At 71.8% G+C, this 15,528-nt stretch carries 16 protein-coding genes and 3 pseudogenes; 9 read left to right on the top strand and 10 right to left on the bottom strand.

Going from position 1 to position 15,528, the window contains the following annotated elements; translation table 11 throughout:
• Positions 1-151: 151 nt before the first annotated feature.
• Entirely contained in the window at positions 152-580 is a 429-nt protein-coding gene (locus tag ABIE67_RS24590; protein ID WP_370261052.1) for a DUF6153 family protein, read from the top strand.
• A 109-nt stretch (positions 581-689) separates the two neighbouring features.
• Positions 690-1,361, top strand: a complete 672-nt coding sequence (locus ABIE67_RS24585) for a DUF305 domain-containing protein (protein ID WP_370261048.1) — start codon at positions 690-692, stop codon at positions 1,359-1,361.
• Positions 1,362-1,784: 423 nt separating this feature from the next.
• Here the strand turns inward: ABIE67_RS24585 and ABIE67_RS24580 are convergent, their stop codons facing one another.
• Complete coding sequence (locus ABIE67_RS24580) at positions 1,785-2,522, bottom strand: response regulator transcription factor (RefSeq protein WP_370261044.1); 738 nt, start codon at positions 2,520-2,522, stop codon at positions 1,785-1,787.
• A gap of 67 nt (positions 2,523-2,589) precedes the next feature.
• Positions 2,590-3,096 carry a MarR family winged helix-turn-helix transcriptional regulator gene (locus ABIE67_RS24575; protein ID WP_370261040.1) on the bottom strand — a complete coding sequence of 169 codons (507 nt, stop codon included), beginning with the start codon at positions 3,094-3,096 and terminating at the stop codon, positions 2,590-2,592.
• A 318-nt stretch (positions 3,097-3,414) separates the two neighbouring features.
• Here ABIE67_RS24575 and ABIE67_RS24570 point away from each other — a divergent pair, with 318 nt between their 5' ends.
• Positions 3,415-4,893: an MFS transporter gene (locus ABIE67_RS24570; protein WP_370261037.1), complete on the top strand. Its 1,479-nt coding sequence runs from the start codon at positions 3,415-3,417 to the stop codon at positions 4,891-4,893.
• Positions 4,894-4,925: 32 nt separating this feature from the next.
• Here the strand turns inward: ABIE67_RS24570 and ABIE67_RS24565 are convergent, their stop codons facing one another.
• On the bottom strand, positions 4,926-5,114 hold the full coding sequence (locus tag ABIE67_RS24565) for a hypothetical protein (protein WP_370261035.1): 189 nt from the start codon (positions 5,112-5,114) through the stop codon (positions 4,926-4,928).
• 47 nt (positions 5,115-5,161) lie between these two features.
• Between ABIE67_RS24565 and ABIE67_RS24560 the strand changes: the two are divergent.
• The 3 genes and pseudogenes from ABIE67_RS24560 to ABIE67_RS24550 all read left to right on the top strand — a co-directional run bounded on the left by ABIE67_RS24560 (position 5,162) and on the right by ABIE67_RS24550 (position 6,348).
• Positions 5,162-5,622: pseudogene (locus ABIE67_RS24560) on the top strand (VOC family protein).
• Between the two features lie 78 nt (positions 5,623-5,700).
• The gene (locus ABIE67_RS24555) at positions 5,701-6,069 is read left to right on the top strand and encodes a DUF6479 family protein (protein WP_370261031.1); all 369 of its coding nucleotides are present in this window, start codon (positions 5,701-5,703) and stop codon (positions 6,067-6,069) included.
• 90 nt (positions 6,070-6,159) lie between these two features.
• Positions 6,160-6,348, top strand: a complete 189-nt coding sequence (locus tag ABIE67_RS24550) for a hypothetical protein (RefSeq protein WP_370261028.1) — start codon at positions 6,160-6,162, stop codon at positions 6,346-6,348.
• On the opposite strand, the pseudogene ABIE67_RS24545 reads toward ABIE67_RS24550, so the two are convergent.
• Positions 6,308-6,756: pseudogene (locus ABIE67_RS24545) on the bottom strand (hypothetical protein). The gene ABIE67_RS24550 and the pseudogene ABIE67_RS24545 sit on opposite strands and share 41 nt — an antisense overlap.
• Before the next feature lie 334 nt (positions 6,757-7,090).
• Here ABIE67_RS24545 and ABIE67_RS24540 point away from each other — a divergent pair.
• Entirely contained in the window at positions 7,091-7,552 is a 462-nt protein-coding gene (locus tag ABIE67_RS24540) for an FxLYD domain-containing protein (RefSeq protein WP_370261026.1), read from the top strand.
• Here the strand turns inward: ABIE67_RS24540 and ABIE67_RS24535 are convergent, their stop codons facing one another.
• The 3 genes from ABIE67_RS24535 to ABIE67_RS24525 form a co-directional block, all read right to left on the bottom strand.
• Complete coding sequence (locus tag ABIE67_RS24535) at positions 7,553-8,155, bottom strand: DinB family protein (RefSeq protein ID WP_370261024.1); 603 nt, start codon at positions 8,153-8,155, stop codon at positions 7,553-7,555.
• Positions 8,130-8,924: a carboxypeptidase regulatory-like domain-containing protein gene (locus ABIE67_RS24530; protein WP_370261022.1), complete on the bottom strand. Its 795-nt coding sequence runs from the start codon at positions 8,922-8,924 to the stop codon at positions 8,130-8,132. Before ABIE67_RS24530 ends, ABIE67_RS24535 begins: the two co-directional genes overlap by 26 nt.
• A 358-nt stretch (positions 8,925-9,282) precedes the next feature.
• Positions 9,283-9,561: a hypothetical protein gene (locus ABIE67_RS24525; RefSeq protein ID WP_370261020.1), complete on the bottom strand. Its 279-nt coding sequence runs from the start codon at positions 9,559-9,561 to the stop codon at positions 9,283-9,285.
• 280 nt (positions 9,562-9,841) lie between these two features.
• Between ABIE67_RS24525 and ABIE67_RS24520 the strand changes: the two are divergent.
• A pseudogene (locus ABIE67_RS24520) lies at positions 9,842-10,123 on the top strand (DUF4142 domain-containing protein); the annotation flags it as partial.
• A gap of 68 nt (positions 10,124-10,191) precedes the next feature.
• Here the strand turns inward: ABIE67_RS24520 and ABIE67_RS24515 are convergent.
• The gene (locus ABIE67_RS24515; protein WP_370261018.1) at positions 10,192-11,886 is read right to left on the bottom strand and encodes a glycoside hydrolase family 13 protein; all 1,695 of its coding nucleotides are present in this window, start codon (positions 11,884-11,886) and stop codon (positions 10,192-10,194) included.
• 257 nt (positions 11,887-12,143) lie between these two features.
• Between ABIE67_RS24515 and ABIE67_RS24510 the strand changes: the two genes are divergently transcribed.
• Positions 12,144-13,079 carry an LAETG motif-containing sortase-dependent surface protein gene (locus tag ABIE67_RS24510; protein WP_370261016.1) on the top strand — a complete coding sequence of 312 codons (936 nt, stop codon included), beginning with the start codon at positions 12,144-12,146 and terminating at the stop codon, positions 13,077-13,079.
• Positions 13,080-13,143: 64 nt separating this feature from the next.
• Here the strand turns inward: ABIE67_RS24510 and ABIE67_RS24505 are convergent, their stop codons facing one another.
• Both ABIE67_RS24505 and thrS read right to left on the bottom strand, forming a co-directional pair.
• Positions 13,144-14,115, bottom strand: a complete 972-nt coding sequence (locus tag ABIE67_RS24505; protein ID WP_370261013.1) for a nucleoside hydrolase — start codon at positions 14,113-14,115, stop codon at positions 13,144-13,146.
• 113 nt (positions 14,116-14,228) lie between these two features.
• On the bottom strand, positions 14,229-15,506 hold the full coding sequence (gene thrS, locus ABIE67_RS24500; RefSeq protein WP_370261010.1) for a threonine--tRNA ligase: 1,278 nt from the start codon (positions 15,504-15,506) through the stop codon (positions 14,229-14,231).
• Positions 15,507-15,528 lie beyond the last annotated feature (22 nt).

Below are 15,528 nucleotides of genomic sequence, written 5' to 3'. Positions count from 1 at the left end.
ACGCGGCGGCGGGACGGGTTGTAAAGAGATGGCAAAGTCGCTCGGAGGGGAGCCGACGGGTGCCGGAGGTGCCGACGGTGCCGGCCGCCGGCCGGGATGGCACTCCCCCTTCCGGTGAACCGGCCCCGCGCGGCATACGTACGATGAGGGCGTGACAGCCCGTGCACAGCACCACCGTGCGCTGCGGCTCCCGATGACGGGGCCGTGGCGCATGCTTCTGCTGCTCGGGCTGCTCGCCGGGCTGTTCGGGATGCACGCGCTCGGACCCGGCGACGCGATCACCACCGCTTTCTCCCCTACCTCGCCACATCACGCACACGCCATGAGCGGCGGCCATACGACGGCCATGACCGACGAAACCGCCTGCCACGGCTCCGATTCCGGCGGCGGACACGCCCAGCACGCCGACCCGACCTGTGCCTCCGGTGCCATCGGTGCGGGCCCCGCACTGCCCGCCCTGGCGCCCGATCCGGGCGGCGCGGCGGTCGCCGGCGATCTCGGCGGCCGTTCCGTCGCCGCCGCGACCGAGGGCGGGCGCGCCCCTCCCTCACTGGCCGAACTGCAGATCCTGCGGACCTAGGACAAGGCCGAGCCGTCCGTCCCCGTCACCTACGGGCGTACGGCACTCAGCCATGCCCAATGCCGCGCCCGAGGGCGCAGCACCTCACGTACTCGCAGGAGTTCTCAGCATGACCAGCAACCGTATGACCAGCACCCGCGTGGCCGGCACCCGTACCCTGGCCCGTCGCGCCGCCCTGGCCGCGACCACCGTCACCGCCGCCCTCGTCCTCGCCGCCTGCGGCGGTGACGACCACCCGGACACCGCCTCCGGCACGCACGACGCCCACAACTCCCAGGACGTCTCCTTCGCGCAGGGCATGATCCCGCACCACCAGCAGGCCCTGGAGATGGCGGAGATGGCCGCCGACCGTGCCTCCTCGGCTCAGGTCAAGGACCTCGCCGCACGCATCGAGAAGGCCCAGGACCCGGAGATCAAGACGATGTCGGGGTGGCTGAAGGCCTGGGGCGAGGACGTGCCGTCGGCCACCGCGCCCGGCATGGACCACTCCGGCCACTCGGGCGGCTCCGGCGGCTCCGATGCCTCCGGCATGCCCGGCATGATGGGCGAGGACGACATGGCCGAGCTGTCGAAGGCCTCCGGGAAGGCCTTCGACGCCCTGTTCCTCAGCCTGATGGTCGAGCACCACGAAGGTGCGGTGGAAATGGCCGAGGACGAGAAGACGAAGGGCAAGTACCGCCCCGCCACCGAACTGGCCGACGACGTCATCACCGCCCAGACCGCCGAGATCGAGGAGATGAACAAGCTGCTCGACAAGAGCGAGAGCAAGAGCGGAAGCTGACGCACCGGCCGGCGTTCGCCGGGCGGGGCGCGCGTCGGCCGATCGTCGCTCGTGACGCGTCTTGAGTCGCTGTCCGGCATACGGAGGCTTCGGACACAGGCGCCACGGAGGATCGCTACGGACATGGCAGAGCAGCGATGCGACGTGTGGGCCTCGGGCGCCGTCTACGAGCGGTACATGGGCCGGTGGAGCCGGATCGTCGCGCGCCGCTGCCGCCGAGGCCGACCCGGCCGGCGCCGCCCTGGACGAGGGCGGCCGTTCCCGGGACTGCCGTCCCGAACCGCTCCACAGCCTGTGGACGGGCGCGGGACTCACCTCCGTGTCGACGACCCCGATCGAGGTGGGTCCCCACCGCGCCGGACGGTTCCGTCCCGCTCACGGCACGGGTCTGGGCGGTCCGGGAGTCCGGCCCTGAACGTGACGTCAGCCGGCGCCGCCGAACCAGTACCCGAACCCCCTGCGCGTATGGATCAGGGCCGGTTCCCCGGGGTCGCCGTCCACCTTGCGGCGCAGCCGCGAGACGAGCTTCTCGATCGCCTCGTTGGCCCGGAAGTCCCCCCAGACATGACGGCTGATCTGCTCCTTCGACAGCACGCACTCGGCGTGCACGAGCAGATGGCGCAGCAGGCGGTACTCGGCGGGCGTGAGGTCGAGGGGGCGGGGGCCGCGGCTCGCGCGGCAGGCGGCGTCGTCCAGGACGAGGTCGCCGTAGCGGGGTAGGGACGCCTGCCGTTCGGGGCGTCGGCGGCGCAGCAGGACGTCGACCCGGGCCAGGACCTCGGCGATCCGGAGCGGCTTGGTGACGTAGTCCTTCTCGCCCGGGCCCAGTTCGGGGACCAGGCGGTGGAGGGAGTCGCAGGTGGTGAGGAAGAGCAGCGGGGGGTGGGGCGGGCGGGAGGCGGCGGTGCGGGGTGGGTGGGGCGGATGCGTGAGGTGGGAGAGGAGGACCGCGTCCCACACCGCCAGGTCGAAGGGGTGCTCCGTCAGCCGGGTCAGTCCCTCCGCGCCGGTACCCGCCGTGCCGACCCGGTAGCCGGCCAACTCCAAGGTGGTGCTGAGCAGTTCGGTGTCTCCCGGATCGTCGGCGACGACCAGGACCCGCTGTCCGTCCCCGCGCGGCGGCGAGGGTTTCTCCAGGAGGTTCGAGAGGTCCGCGTTCATGGCGACACCCTTCGTGTGGGGCCGTGGGGGGGGTATGCGCTGCCCGACGGGGCGAGGTACAGGGCCGTCAGGCGGTGGGGCCGAGGTCGGCGGGCACCTCGGCGTGGGTGACGAAGTCGTCGACAAGGCGGTGGAAGAGTTCGGCCAGCCGCCGAAGGTCGTCGTCGGACCAGTCGGCCAGGGCCATGTGCATGCCGGCACGGCTCGCCTCGCGGAAGCGGTCCACGGCTGCCCTGCCGACGTCGGTGAGTTCGATGCGCCGGGCCCGCCGGTCGTGCGGGTCGGCGGCCCTGATCACATAGCCGGCCCGCTCCAACTGCTGCACCTGGCGCGTGACATGGGACGCCTCCACCGCCAGCAGCCCCGCCAGCACGCCGGGCCGCATCGGTTCGCTCTCGGCGAGGCGGCGCAGGATCGCCACGGCGGCCCGGTCGAGGGTCAGGCCCGCCATGGCCATCAGGTACTCGTGCTGTCTCGCCCGGCCCGCGAGGTAGCTGACGCGGGTCAGGCACTTCTCGATCTCCGCGATGTCCGTCGGGACGGGCGACGCTGCCGCGGCTGACACAGCTGACACACCTGAGGCGGATGGCGCGGATGGCGATGCGGGCATGGCTTCACCGTACCTCAAATGATTGCTTGACTTAAGTAACCCAGACATGCTTGCCTAAGTTAAGTAACAAAGGGCTGACGCAGCTCGGGGCCGCCTTGAGCGGAGGACGGCCCCGACGCGCCGCCTCCGTGGGGACGGGGGGGAACGGCGCGGTCACCGGCCCGGCGGCGGAATCTTCCCCCGTCCGCCGCCGGGCCCGGTCGGCGGCCGGACCTGTGTGGACACCCACCCCAGCCCCGAGCCCACTCCCCTGTGAACCGACCCCTCGACGGAGGCCCCGCCATGCCCCACGCCCTCACCCGCCCCGCCGCCGACTCCGGGAGGAAGTCCGCCGCGCCGAACGCGATCGTCGCAGTGCTGGCCCTCGCCGGGATCGTCGTCTCGCTGATGCAGACCCTGGTCATCCCGATCGTCCCGGAGCTGCCGAGACTCCTGGACGCGTCGGCGTCCGACACGGCCTGGGCGGTCACCGCGACGCTGCTCGCCGCCGCCGTGGCCACGCCGGTCGTCGGGCGGCTCGGCGACATGATCGGCAAGCGGCGGATGCTGCTGACGAGCATCGCCCTGCTGGTGTCCGGGTCGGTGGTCTGTGCGCTGGCCGACTCCCTGGTCCCGATGATCGTCGGACGCACCCTCCAGGGGCTGGCGGCCGCGGTCGTCCCGCTCGGCATCAGCATCCTGCGCGACGAACTGCCCGCCGACCGCCTCGCCGGCTCCACCGCCCTGATGAGTGCCTCGCTCGGAGTCGGTGGCGCGCTGGGGCTGCCCGCCGCCGCGTTCATCGCGGACAACTGGGACTGGCACATCCTGTTCTGGGTCTCCGCCGCCCTCGGGGTGCTCTCCTTCCTGCTGGTCCTGGTCGTCGTACCGGTGTCCAAGGCACGGTCCGGCGGTCGCTTCGACCTGGTCGGCTCGCTGGGTCTGTCGGCCGGTCTGGTCTCCCTGCTGCTGGCCGTCTCGAAGGGCGCCGACTGGGGCTGGACCAGCGTTACCACCCTCGCTCTGGGCGCGGCCGCGGTCGTGATCCTGCTGGCCTGGGGCTGGTGGGAGCTGAAGGCGAAGCAGCCGCTGGTCGATCTGCGGACGACCGCCCGGCCGCAGGTGCTGTTCACCAACCTGGCGTCGGTCGCGCTCGGTTTCTCGATGTTCGCGATGTCGCTCGTGCTGCCGCAGCTGCTCCAGTTGCCGGAGCAGACCGGTTACGGGCTCGGCAAGTCGATGCTCACCGTCGGCCTGGTGCTGGCCCCGCAGGGTCTGGTGATGATGGCCATGTCCGCCGTGTCCGCGGCCGTCACCAGGGCCAGGGGCCTCAAGGTCACCCTGATGATCGGCGCGCTGATCGTGGCCGCCGGGTACGGGCTGAACATCGTGCTGATGAGCGAGGTCTGGCACCTGGTCCTGGTGTCCTGCGTCATCGGCGCGGGCATCGGCTTCACCTACGGCGCGCTGCCCGCGCTGATCATGGGCGCCGTGGACCCGGCCCAGACGGGTGCCGCCAACAGCCTCAACACCCTGATGCGATCGCTCGGCACCTCGTTCGCCAGCGCCATCGCGGGCGTCATCCTGGCCCAGATGACCACCGACTTCGGCGGTTACGCCCTGCCCTCGGAGAACGGCTTCAAGGTCGTCATGGCCATCGGCGCCGGAGCGGCCCTGCTGGCCTTCGCGGTCGCCACGTTCATCCCGAAGCAGCGGACCGCGGTCTCCGACCGGCCGGCTCCCGAGGGCGAGTCCGAGCGGACGGTGGCCAAGGCCGGTTGAGCCGGTTGAGCCGGTTGAGCCGGTAAGTACGGTCAGGGCAGGTTGAAGAAGATCATGGGGTTGTCGTGGCTGTCCCGCAGGGGCAGGCCGAGCGCCATGGACCGCTTGACGTCCCTCAGGCGGTCGTAGATCTCCGGGGCACGAGCGCGGGACGCCGTGAAGTACGGCGTCCCGCGCTCGTTCAGCCTGCGCAGCACCACCGCCCCCTCGGTGAACGGCAACGCCCGGCTGCCGTGGAAGACGTCGTGGACGCAGACCGGGATACCGGGTGTCAGGCGCGGGAACAGGTGCTGGAGGTACCAGCCTCGTCGTCACAGCGGCCGACTACGACGAGGCGCTGCGCTTCTACCGGGATGTGCTCGGCCTCCCCGAGCGTGCCGCGTTCTCCTCCCCCGACGGCCGGGTCACGATCCTCGAAGCCGGCCGGGCGACGCTGGAGCTGACCGACCCGAACCACGCCGAGTTCATCGACGAGGTCGAGGTCGGCCGACGGGTGGCCGGTCATGTCCGGGTCGCCTTCCAGGTGGACGACTCCACGGTCGCCACGGCCCGGCTGGCGGCGGCCGGAGCCGAGGTCCTCGCGGAGCCCACCCGCACGCTACGCCCTGGAACTCCCTCAACTCCCGGCTCGAAGCGCCCGGCGCCCTCCAGCTGACCCTGTTCACCGAGCTGGGCGACGGCGAGGTCACCGCGCCGGACGCGCCGGACGATGCGGCGGAACGCGCGTAGACCCGCGAGAACAAGGGGCGCAAACGGTACTGAGGTCGCACCGGGAGCTTATTCGTCCGTTTCGGTGATAATTGGGGCATGAGTACAGCGACGTTTGTAGTAGCGGCCACGTCGAGTGAAGTACTCAACGTGATCGCCGCCTTCGCGGGTGGCCTGTTCATCGCCGGCGCACTGATCTGGGCGGTGTCGCTCGGCATGCGGGTCCGTGATCGAGAACTGCCCCGGCCCACGCCCGAGGAGCAGCCGCATCTTCCCGACACCGGTCCGGTCCATGAGATGCGCGAGATCAGGGAACCGGACGAAGTGCCGCACTCCGAGGGCAGGGAACGGCTCCTGCCGCACGAGCTGCACCACGCGAGCAGCAGGCGCAGCGACGACCAGCACCGCAAGCGCTGGCTGCCCGGAAAGAGCGGTGCCTTCGGCGGGGGCGGACTGGGGCACGGCTGAGCCGCCCGGAAATCCGGGCGACGGGAGCGACGGCCCGATGTCATCCTGCCCGGACCCGCGCGGATACGCGCGGGTCCGGGCAGGGGCGAATTGGGCGGACGACGCTATGTGGCCAGGGGGGTTCCCGGCGGCTACCGCATCTGGGACAACCACGGCCGCCGGTTCTGGGGCGACCTCTACGAGCTGTGCCCCGACGACCTGCTGACCGAGCTGAACGGTCGCAAGGACCCGGCCAGGATCACCGACCTGCTGAGGCGTTACCGCGCGTTGAAGCGCTAGCGGCGTCGGCTCGGGAGACGTCCGGAGCCGTGGCGAGCGCCAGGATGACGAAGAAGTCGATGCCCACCATGATCACGGACCAGACCGGGGTGTACGGCAGGAACAGGAAGTGGGCGACCATGCTGAGGGACGCCAGGAAGATGCCGGTGATCCGGGCCCACCAGGCGCCCTTGAGGATGCCGTAGCCGACGCACACGGCCACGACGCCGAGGCCGAGCAGGATCCAGCCCCAGGCCGTGAGGTTGATCTCGAAGACGTAGTCGCCGATCCGGCCGTACACGTCGTCCTCGGCGATCGCGGAGATGCCCCGGAGGATGGCCAGCAGACCGTTCACCAGCATCAGCACACCGGCGAAGACGAGCCCGCCGGTCGTCCAGTTGTAGCCGGAGGGTTATGGCCGCGATCCACCGGTACCGGGTGCGGAGGCGGATCCGGGGCGGGTCTCGGCCGAACCCCAGGTGGTCCGGGACGCCGGGGCGCTGTGCGCGGCGTCGGTCGCCCGGGGATGCGACTGCGGCTGCTGCTGGCTCATGGCTGCCGTACCCCACTTCTCGCGCGTCGCGCGCTCGGGTTCTGCGGTCGGTACGACGATCGGTGGGCCCAGGGACGGCCACCACGGGGGACGGGCCGATCGGGTGAGGCCCGGAGTACGGGCAGCGGCCCACGGCTCTTCACTGGAAGGAACCCGGACCGGAAAGAACCGGCTGAACCCCCTGAACTCGCCGAATCCGCTGGAGGCGCCATGCCCGGTCACCGAACGCGGTGGTCGACCGCCGCGATCCTCACGACGACCGCCACCGTGGCCGCCGCCCTCACGCTGACCTCCTGCTCCGACGAGGACACGCCCTCCTCGGTGGCCAGCCGTGCGGCATCGGCCTTCGCCTCGGCCACCGCGGAGGCGGGCCGAAAACTGGACGACATCAAGGGCGGGGTGGACGCCAAGGACGCGGTGCGGCTGGGCTCTCCGACGACCGACTCCGACGGACGTACGACCGCGGAGGTCACGGTGGAGAACACGACCGACTCGACGAAGTCCTTCGCCGTACAGGTCAACTTCCGCAACGAGAACGGCGATCTGCTGGACGCGGCCGTGGTGACCGTGTCGGACGTGGCGGCGGGCCGGACGGGGAAGGGGACGGCGCGCAGCACGCATGACCTGAGCGGGACCGTGAAGGCGGAGGTGGCCAGGGCGCTGCGCTACTGATCAGCCGTTGCCGGCCTCCCGTGCCACGTGCTCCAGCCGGCGCCGGTGGTTCTCCCACCATGCCTGGTCGCCGGGCGGCATGCTCGTCCTGCTCTCCCCGTACCCGACGCTCCCGTCGATGAGTTCGCGCACGATGTCGGCGTGGCCGGCGTGACGCTGGCTGTCGGCGATCACGCGCACCAGGAGGTGGTGCAGCGTCGTCTCGCGGCGTTCCTCCGGCCACCAGGGGACCTGGCCGGTCGCGTCCAGTGGCAGCGTCTCGATCGTGTGGTCGGAGTGTTCCCAGGCCCGGCGGTACAGCCCGACGATCTCTTCCCGTGACTCGTCCGCGGTGGCCCACATGTCCGCGTTGGGTTCGGCGTCCCGCGTGTACCACCAGGGCGGTGGCGGCTCCTGGTCGAAGAACGGCCGCCCGAAGGTGTCGCCGAAGTAGCCCAGCTCCACCCCGGCGACATGTTTGACCAGTCCCAACAGGTTCGTCCCGGTGGGGGTCAGGGGGCGGCGGACGTCGTATTCCGAGAGCCCGTCCAGCTTCCACACGAGGGCGTCACGCGCGTCCTGCAGATACCGGAGAAGGTCAGCTTTCGGGTCCGTTTTCACCATGCCGGGCAGTCTTCCACCGGGCACTGACAGTCGGCCGGACGACGATGTCGATCTGCTCGCTCGTCGCGCTGACCCCGTTGTACGTCGCCGTCGCCTGGAGGCGGCCCGTGCCCGGCGCAAGGGCGCGGCTCGGCACGCACCACCACATGCCGTTGGGCGCGGCCGTCGCCGCGCAGACCTCCTCCTCCAGCGCGTCGCGGACCGTGACCTGGGCGCCCGGATAGGCCGACCCCAGCAGCCTCGGCCGCGCGCTCAGCGGCACGCCCGAGTGCGGGTGGGACAGCGTCGGCGCGGGCAGCCCGACCGTCACCGCGCAGGTGCCCTTCTCCTGGACGGCGCCCTTCGCGTCCCGCAGGACCAGGGTGCAGTCGGGGAGACGGGTGCCGGGCTCGGCGTTCGCCGGGACCGACAGGACGAAGGGGTACTTACGGTCCTTCCAGGCCGCCAGTGCCGACTCCTCGGCCGCGGCAGGCGCTCCCTCGAAGGTGTACGTCCCACTGGCCCCGCCCAGAGTGACCGACCCCCGGTACCCCGGCTCGGCGAACGGGGCCGCCGTCACCTTCGTCGTCGAAGGCGCCGTCAGCGTCAGTACCGAGCCCGCGCCCAGCGGCGTCCCCTCGTAACCGCCGACCTCGACGATGCCTTCCCGGCCGGGCTCGATGGTCGCGGCCGCCCACAGGTCACCGTCGCCGTAGGCCGTACCCGGCATGACCAGCACGCCCGCGGCGGCGAGCGACCCGAGGATCGTTGTCTTCCAGGACCTGCTCATCGTCGGCGGAGCTCCTCACAACGTCGGCGGCACCCCCTGCCCGCGATTCTCGCGGACCGCACCGCGCCGCACGCGCTCTGTTCGGCCGTCCGGGCCGGGCGGGTCGTGCGCACCACCCGTCCGGGCGTCGCCGGCCCCCGGCTGGGCCCTGTCGTTTGGATCAGGCCGGCCGTGAGGAGCAGTGCCTTTCAGCCGACCCGAGCGGGGCCTGGTGCGTGCAGCTGCAAGGCGGAGGAGGGAGTCGACGCGGAGCGTCGGCGACCGACGACAACGCCGCTGGGGGTCCCCCCACGCCCTTAAGGCAGTGGGGGAGTGCGTGCCAGGCCCCGCGACGCCGGGATGATCCAAACGACAGGGCCTAGGGCCGAAGGCCGCTGTGTCGTGCCGTCGTCTTCACGTCCGCCTCGACCTCGTTGCGCGCGGTGCCCTGTTCCCGCGCGTACTCGGTCACCGCGGACTGGACGGCGCGGGCGAGGTCGCGCCAGGCGCGCCAGGCGGTGTCGTACGTGTCGTTCTGGAGCTCGGTCCACGGTGTGTGGGCGGGCGGTCCGTAGTCGTCCCGCAGCCGCTCCACCCGCTGGTGCGCCTGGTCCGCCGCCCGCTGCATCGCGACCAGTTCGTCGAAGGTACGTGCCACGCGTCCGGATCCTGGGCCGGGGGGACCACCCTGCCCGGGGCGCCACGCGAGCGGAGCGCGCCTCTCACCCGGACGGCTCTGGGCGTTGCTTTACGGAGCCGATGCCAAGCCGAAAGGTTTCCCGCGCCCCGGAACGCGTACCTCCCTACGGCTTCACGTACGACCCCTGATGACGACCTCGCACGACCCCACCCGACAGGAGGTCACCACGGTGCGCATCGTCCGGAAGGCGACGGGAACTCTCCTCGTGGGACGCCGAGACGCCGGCCGGCCCGCTGACGGAGATCGTGACTTCGTCGTCAAGGTGCGGGCGGCCGGGCTGTGGGAGTACCCGGTGGGGCGGATGGCGCTCCGGAAGGGCACGACCGACGCGGTGCGCACGGCCGGGCGGCATCCGGTCTCCGGGCACGCCGCGCTGGACGCCGCCTGCCGCAGGATCGCCCCGCGGCTGAACATCACCCTGCCCAACCGGCCCAGCCCCCGGCAGCAGGGTTTCGTCGCGACGCTCAGCGCGGACAGCGGCAAGCAGTTCGACGGCGACAGGGCGAACATCCTGCGCGTTCCGACGACACGACCCCGCCCCCTCCGGCGACGGGCGAACCCCAGGTGACCCTGAAGCCGTGACCGGCCCTAGGTCAGCCAGGCCGTCGTGTCCGGCCCCAGCAGGCCGCCCTCCCGCAAGGGCGCGCTGGTGAGCAGCACCTCACCCGGCGGCAACTCGACCGCCGTCCCGGAGAGGTTGGCCACGCAGCGCCAGCCCTCCGAGCGGGCGAAGTGCAGGACGCCGCGCGGGGTGTCCGGCGCCCACTCCAGCTCCTCCCCCTCCAGCAGCTTGCGGCGCAGCCGCAGGGCCCTGCGGTAGAGCTCCAGGGTGGAGCCCTCGACACCGTCCTGGGCCTCGACGGCGTACGCCGCGAAACCCGACGGCTGGGGCAGCCAGGAGCCGCCCGCGCCGAAGCCGTACGAGGGCCCCGTCGTCGTCCACGGCAGCGGCACCCGGCATCCGTCGCGGCCCTTGCGGACGCGCCCCGTCTGTTCCCAGATCGGGTCCTGGAGGACCTCGACGGGCAGGTCGGCGACCTCGGGCAGGCCGAGTTCCTCGCCCTGGTAGACGTACGACGAACCGGGCAGCGCCAGCATGAGGAGGGTCGCGGCGCGGGCGCGGCGCAGGCCGGCGGACTCGTCGACGGCCGGTGCGTGGCCGCCGGACAGGAGCCAGGCGTTGTCGTCGGTGCCGGGCGGGAGCATGAGGCGGGAGGGGTGGCGTACGACGTCGTGGTTGGACAGGACCCAGGTGGCGGAGGCGCCCGCCGCGCGGGCCGTGGCGAGCGAGTCGGTGATGACCTGCCTCAGCTCCTCGGCGTCCCAACCCGCTTGCAGGTACTCGAAGTTGAAGGCCTGGCCCAGTTCGTCCGGGCGGGCGTACAGGGCGCGGCGGGCGGCCGGGGTCACCCAGGCCTCGGCGACCGCCATGCGGGGCGGGCGGTAGGCGTCGAGGATCTTGCGCCAGTCGCGGTAGATCTCGTGGACCTCGTCGCGGTCGTAGAAGGGGTGGGTGCCGGGCGGGAACTGCGGGAGCGCGTCCTCGCCGCTCAGCTCCGGGGCGCCCAGGTCGCGCAGCGGCTCGCTGAGGTCCTTGGCGAGCGCGTGGGCCACGTCGACGCGGAAGCCGTCGACACCGCGGTCGGACCAGAAGCGCAGGGTGGTGCGGAAGTCGGCGCGGACCTCCTCGTTCTCCCAGTTCAGGTCGGGCTGCTGGGGGGTGAACAGGTGCAGGTACCACTCGCCGTCGGGGACCCGGCGCCAGGCGCTGCCGCCGAAGACGGACTGCCAGTCGGTGGGCGGGAGTTCGCCGTGCGGGCCGCGGCCGGGGCGGAAGACGTAGCGGTCCCGGGCGGCGGAGCCGGGGCCGGACCGCAGCGCCTCCTGGAACCAGACGTGCTGGTGCGAGGTGTGGTTGGGGACCAGGTCGACGATCACCTTCAGGCCGATGCGGTGGGCCTCGGCGACCAGGACGTCGAAGTCGTCGAGGGTGCCCAGGCGCGGGTCGACATCGCGGTAGTCGCCGACGTCGTAGCCGCCGTCGGCGAGTTCGGAGGGGTAGAAGGGGCTGAGCCACAGGGCGTCCACGCCGAGGGCGGCCAGGTGGTGCAGACGCTGTGCGACGCCCTTGAGGTCACCGAGCCCGTCGCCGTCGCCGTCGGCGAAGCTGCGGGGGTAGACCTGGTAGATGACGGCCTGGCGCCACCAGTCGGGGTCGCGGGACGAGAGGTCGGGGCTGTCGGGGCTTTCGGAGAGGTCGGGCGTGGTGGTGCGGACGGTCACGCGGACTCCTCATCGGTGCGTCGGTGTTACGGGCGACAGTGAGAACTCTGTCCACTTGGCCGGAAAAGCGAACACCGTGAGGAGCGGAGAAGATCATTCCTCCTGTGACGGAATTGTAATTTCGATTTGAACTTGCCTTGCGTTATCGCAGGTTGACAGCGTTCTCCCGTCACCCGACGATGTGCAGACACTCTGGCGCATGTGACCAATGAGCCCAGTGTTTCTTCTTCGATCACTCACCCCACGATGGGATACGCATGTCCATAGCGAGACGTGTCATCGCGCGACGCCTGTTGGGGACGGGCGCCGCGTCGCTCGCCCTGTGCGCGGCCACCGTCGCCTCCGCCTCCGGCGCCTGGGCCCACGGCGCGCCCGGCGGTGACGGCTGGAAGACCGGCGGCACCTACCAGCCCGGCACCGGTGCCGGTACGGAGACGGCCACCGATCGCTGCCAGTTCTCGCTTGACGGTGCGAACTTCTACGACTCCGTCAAGGTCGACGACCAGAACCTGAAGGTCACCGACGACGGCAAGGTCCACGTCAAGGTCCGCGCCGCCGCCGACGCCACGACCTGCACCGCCTCGCTCGCCTCCTACCTCGCCCACGGCGCGACCTTCGCGACCTCCGGCGAGCAGGTCTTCGTCGACTTCGACACGGTCACGGTCAAGCCCGGCCAGACCGACTCCCTCGACATCGCCGTCCCGGACGCGGGCTGCTTCGCGCAGATCGACCTGTACCGGGGCGCGGTGAAGTTCGACGGGAAGCTCGACGCGAACGACGGCTTCGTCCACGGTGACGTGCCCAAGGGCCCGGACCGCCCGGTCATCAAGGACAAGCTGATCGCGGCCTGGAACGGCGGCACGAAGGACTGCACGACCGAGCCCCCGGCCACCGAGGAGCCCCCGGCCACGCCGCCGGCGGAGCCGTCGGAGCCCGCGTCCGAGGAGCCGTCGACCCCGGCGGAGGAGACGACGCCGCCGGCCTCGGAGACGCCGTCCACCGAGACCCCGACCCCGGAGGCCTCCGAGTCGACGACTCCCGCGGCACCCCAGCCCAACGGCGATGGCGACAACCTCGCGGAGACCGGCGGCAGCAGCGCGACCGGCCCGATCGCCATCGGCGCGGCCGTGCTGGTGGCGGGCGGCGCGGCGTTCGTCGTGGCGTCGAAGCGGCGGCGTACGGCTCGCTCCTGAACCGACGGCGAACGTGAACGCCCCGGTTGGCGCCGGGGCGTTCACATGCCTGAGGGGCCAGGTTTCAGTCGCCCTCCACTGCTGTGAGCCACAGCTTCACGTACCGCTCCACGTCGACCTCCAACCCGACGTCGACGAGGGCCAGTTCGCGCTCCCCCTCGTGGATCTCCGACTCGCCGGGACGCGGACGGCGGTCGACGACGGTCTGACCGCGCGTGGCCCCCGGGGCCAGGCTCACCTCGACCGGGAGAAGCTCGGTGGTCAGGCCTTCGGGGTCGACGACCGCGCAGACCGCGCCCGCGTCGCCGAGACCGCCCGTCGGGGTGGGGTCGCCGGAGGTGGCGGGGTCACGGTGGGCGAGCAGTTCGCCGGCCATCCGCAGGCGGGGCTGCGAACTCTCACGCAGCCGCTGGACATCGGCCGCGGGGACGAGCACCCGCTTGAAGACGTCCAGCCCGTACATGGTCATCGGCACCCCAGCCGTGAGCAGCACCGCCGCCGCCTCCGGGTCGTGCCACACGTTGAACTCGGCGACCGGCGTGGCGTTCCCGGTGGCCACCGCACCGCCCATGAACACGATCCGCTCGATGTTCCGCACCACCTCCGGGTGCGTACGCAGCAGCAGCGCGATGTTCGTCAGCGGCGCCATCGGGATCAGCGTCACCGGGCGCGGCGACGCCAGGATCTCCCGCTTCAGCAGCGTCACCGCGTCCACGTCGACCGGCACCCGGGTCGGCGCGGGCAGCCCCAGGTCGCCCATCCCGTCCTCCCCGTGCACATGCCGTGCCGACCGGACAGGCTCGATCAACGGCCGCTCGGCGCCCCGCGCGACGGGGATGTCGCCGGCCCCGGCCTGCTCCAGCACGGTCAGGGTGTTGCGTACGACGCCGTCCACGTCGGTGTTGCCCGCCACACAGGTGATGGCGCGCACGTCGAGCCCCGGGTGGCGTACCGCGAACAGCAGCGCCAGAGCGTCGTCGACACCGGTGTCACAGTCGATGATCACCGGGATGGGCGGCCCTTCGGCGTACGTCACGGCGAGGCTCCTCACTCGGGTGCGGTGGCGGGTCTACGAAGCCGACCTTACGGTGTCGTACAGGTGGAGTGCGTCGCCGTATGGCGTCGCCGTGCGGCTTCGCGCACGGGGCGTCATGCGGCGTCACCGCCCCACAGCTCGGGACCGCGGGCAGCGACCCGCGCGGCGATCCGGTCGACCAGCCCGGCGCCGGGTACGGCCCCCGGCCTGCGCCCGTCCCTCAGCCGTACGGCCGCCACGAGGTCCCCTTCCTGCCCCGCCGCGGCCTCCCGCTCCCCGATGACCGCCTGGTACGGCACGAGACGGGCCGCGCGGACGCGGGCGCCCAGGGTGCCGTGCCCGGGGCCGGCGAGTTCCGCGCGCAGCCCCTGACGGCGGGCCCGGCGCAGCAGTTTCTCCGCCTGTCCGGTCTGGGCCTCGGACACGGGCAGGATCACCAGCTGCACGGGGGCCAGCCAGGGCGGGAAGGCGCCGCCGTGCTGCTCGATGAGGTGGGCGACGGCTCGTTCGACGCTGCCGATGACGCTGCGGTGGACCATGACCGGGCGGTGCCTGGCGCCGTCGGGGCCGATGTAGTGCAGGTCGAAGCGTTCGGGCTGGTGGAAGTCGATCTGGACGGTGGAGAGGGTCGCCTCACGGCCCGCCGGGTCGGCGATCTGGACGTCGATCTTGGGACCGTAGAACGCCGCCTCGCCCTCGGCATCCTCGTACGGGATGCCGGAGGCGTCGAGGGCCTCGCGGAGCAGGGCGGTGGCCCGCCGCCACAGCTCGGGGTCGGCGACGTACTTGCCGCTGCCGGCGCCCGCGCCGGGGAGCGAGAGACGGTGGCGTACGGCCCGGATCCCCAGATCGGCGTAAGCGCGGGTGATGAGTTCCAGGGCGGCGCGGGCCTCGTCCACCACCTGGTCCAGTGTGCAGAAGACATGGGCGTCGTTGAGCTGGATCGCCCGGACGCGGGTGAGGCCGCCCAGGACCCCCGACAGCTCGGAGCGGTACATCCCACCCAACTCGGCCATACGGATGGGCAGTTCGCGGTAGCTGTGGGCGCGGGAGCGGTAGATCAGGGCGTGGTGGGGGCAGAGGCTGGGGCGCAGGACGAGCTGCTCGGCGGAGTTCTCCGCACCGCCGAGGTCCATCGGCGGGAACATGTCGTCGCTGTAGTGGTCCCAGTGCCCGGAGATCTCGTACAGCTCCCGCTTGCCGAGGACGGGTGAGTACACGTGCCGGTAGCCGGCCTCGCGTTCCGCCTCGCGGATGTACTCCTCCAGTACGTGCCGGACGGTGGCGCCGTCGGGCAGCCAGTACGGCAGGCCCGCGCCCATCAGGGGGTCGGTGTCGAAGAGGTCCAGTTCGCGGCCGAGGCGGCGGTGGTCGTGATGGTGATCGTGCATGGGTGCTCCTCCGGATGAAGGG

The sequence above is a fragment of the Streptomyces sp. V4I8 genome (genome assembly GCF_041261225.1).
In the GTDB taxonomy this organism is placed as follows: domain Bacteria; phylum Actinomycetota; class Actinomycetes; order Streptomycetales; family Streptomycetaceae; genus Streptomyces.
Note: the sequence above shows the minus strand (reverse complement) of the source record. Positions and strands in the feature narration are given on the sequence as shown.

What these genes read in the sequence shown, in the direction of transcription:
- ABIE67_RS24585 (WP_370261048.1), top strand. Translation starts at nt 690, where the DNA reads ATGACCAGCAACCGTATGACCAGCACCCGCGTGGCCGGCACCCGTACC.
- ABIE67_RS24580 (WP_370261044.1), bottom strand. Translation starts at nt 2,522, where the DNA reads ATGAACGCGGACCTCTCGAACCTCCTGGAGAAACCCTCGCCGCCGCGC.
- ABIE67_RS24570 (WP_370261037.1), top strand. Translation starts at nt 3,415, where the DNA reads ATGCCCCACGCCCTCACCCGCCCCGCCGCCGACTCCGGGAGGAAGTCC.
- ABIE67_RS24555 (WP_370261031.1), top strand. Translation starts at nt 5,701, where the DNA reads ATGAGTACAGCGACGTTTGTAGTAGCGGCCACGTCGAGTGAAGTACTC.
- ABIE67_RS24540 (WP_370261026.1), top strand. Translation starts at nt 7,091, where the DNA reads ATGCCCGGTCACCGAACGCGGTGGTCGACCGCCGCGATCCTCACGACG.
- ABIE67_RS24535 (WP_370261024.1), bottom strand. Translation starts at nt 8,155, where the DNA reads ATGGTGAAAACGGACCCGAAAGCTGACCTTCTCCGGTATCTGCAGGAC.
- ABIE67_RS24530 (WP_370261022.1), bottom strand. Translation starts at nt 8,924, where the DNA reads ATGAGCAGGTCCTGGAAGACAACGATCCTCGGGTCGCTCGCCGCCGCG.
- ABIE67_RS24510 (WP_370261016.1), top strand. Translation starts at nt 12,144, where the DNA reads ATGTCCATAGCGAGACGTGTCATCGCGCGACGCCTGTTGGGGACGGGC.
- thrS (WP_370261010.1), bottom strand. Translation starts at nt 15,506, where the DNA reads ATGCACGATCACCATCACGACCACCGCCGCCTCGGCCGCGAACTGGAC.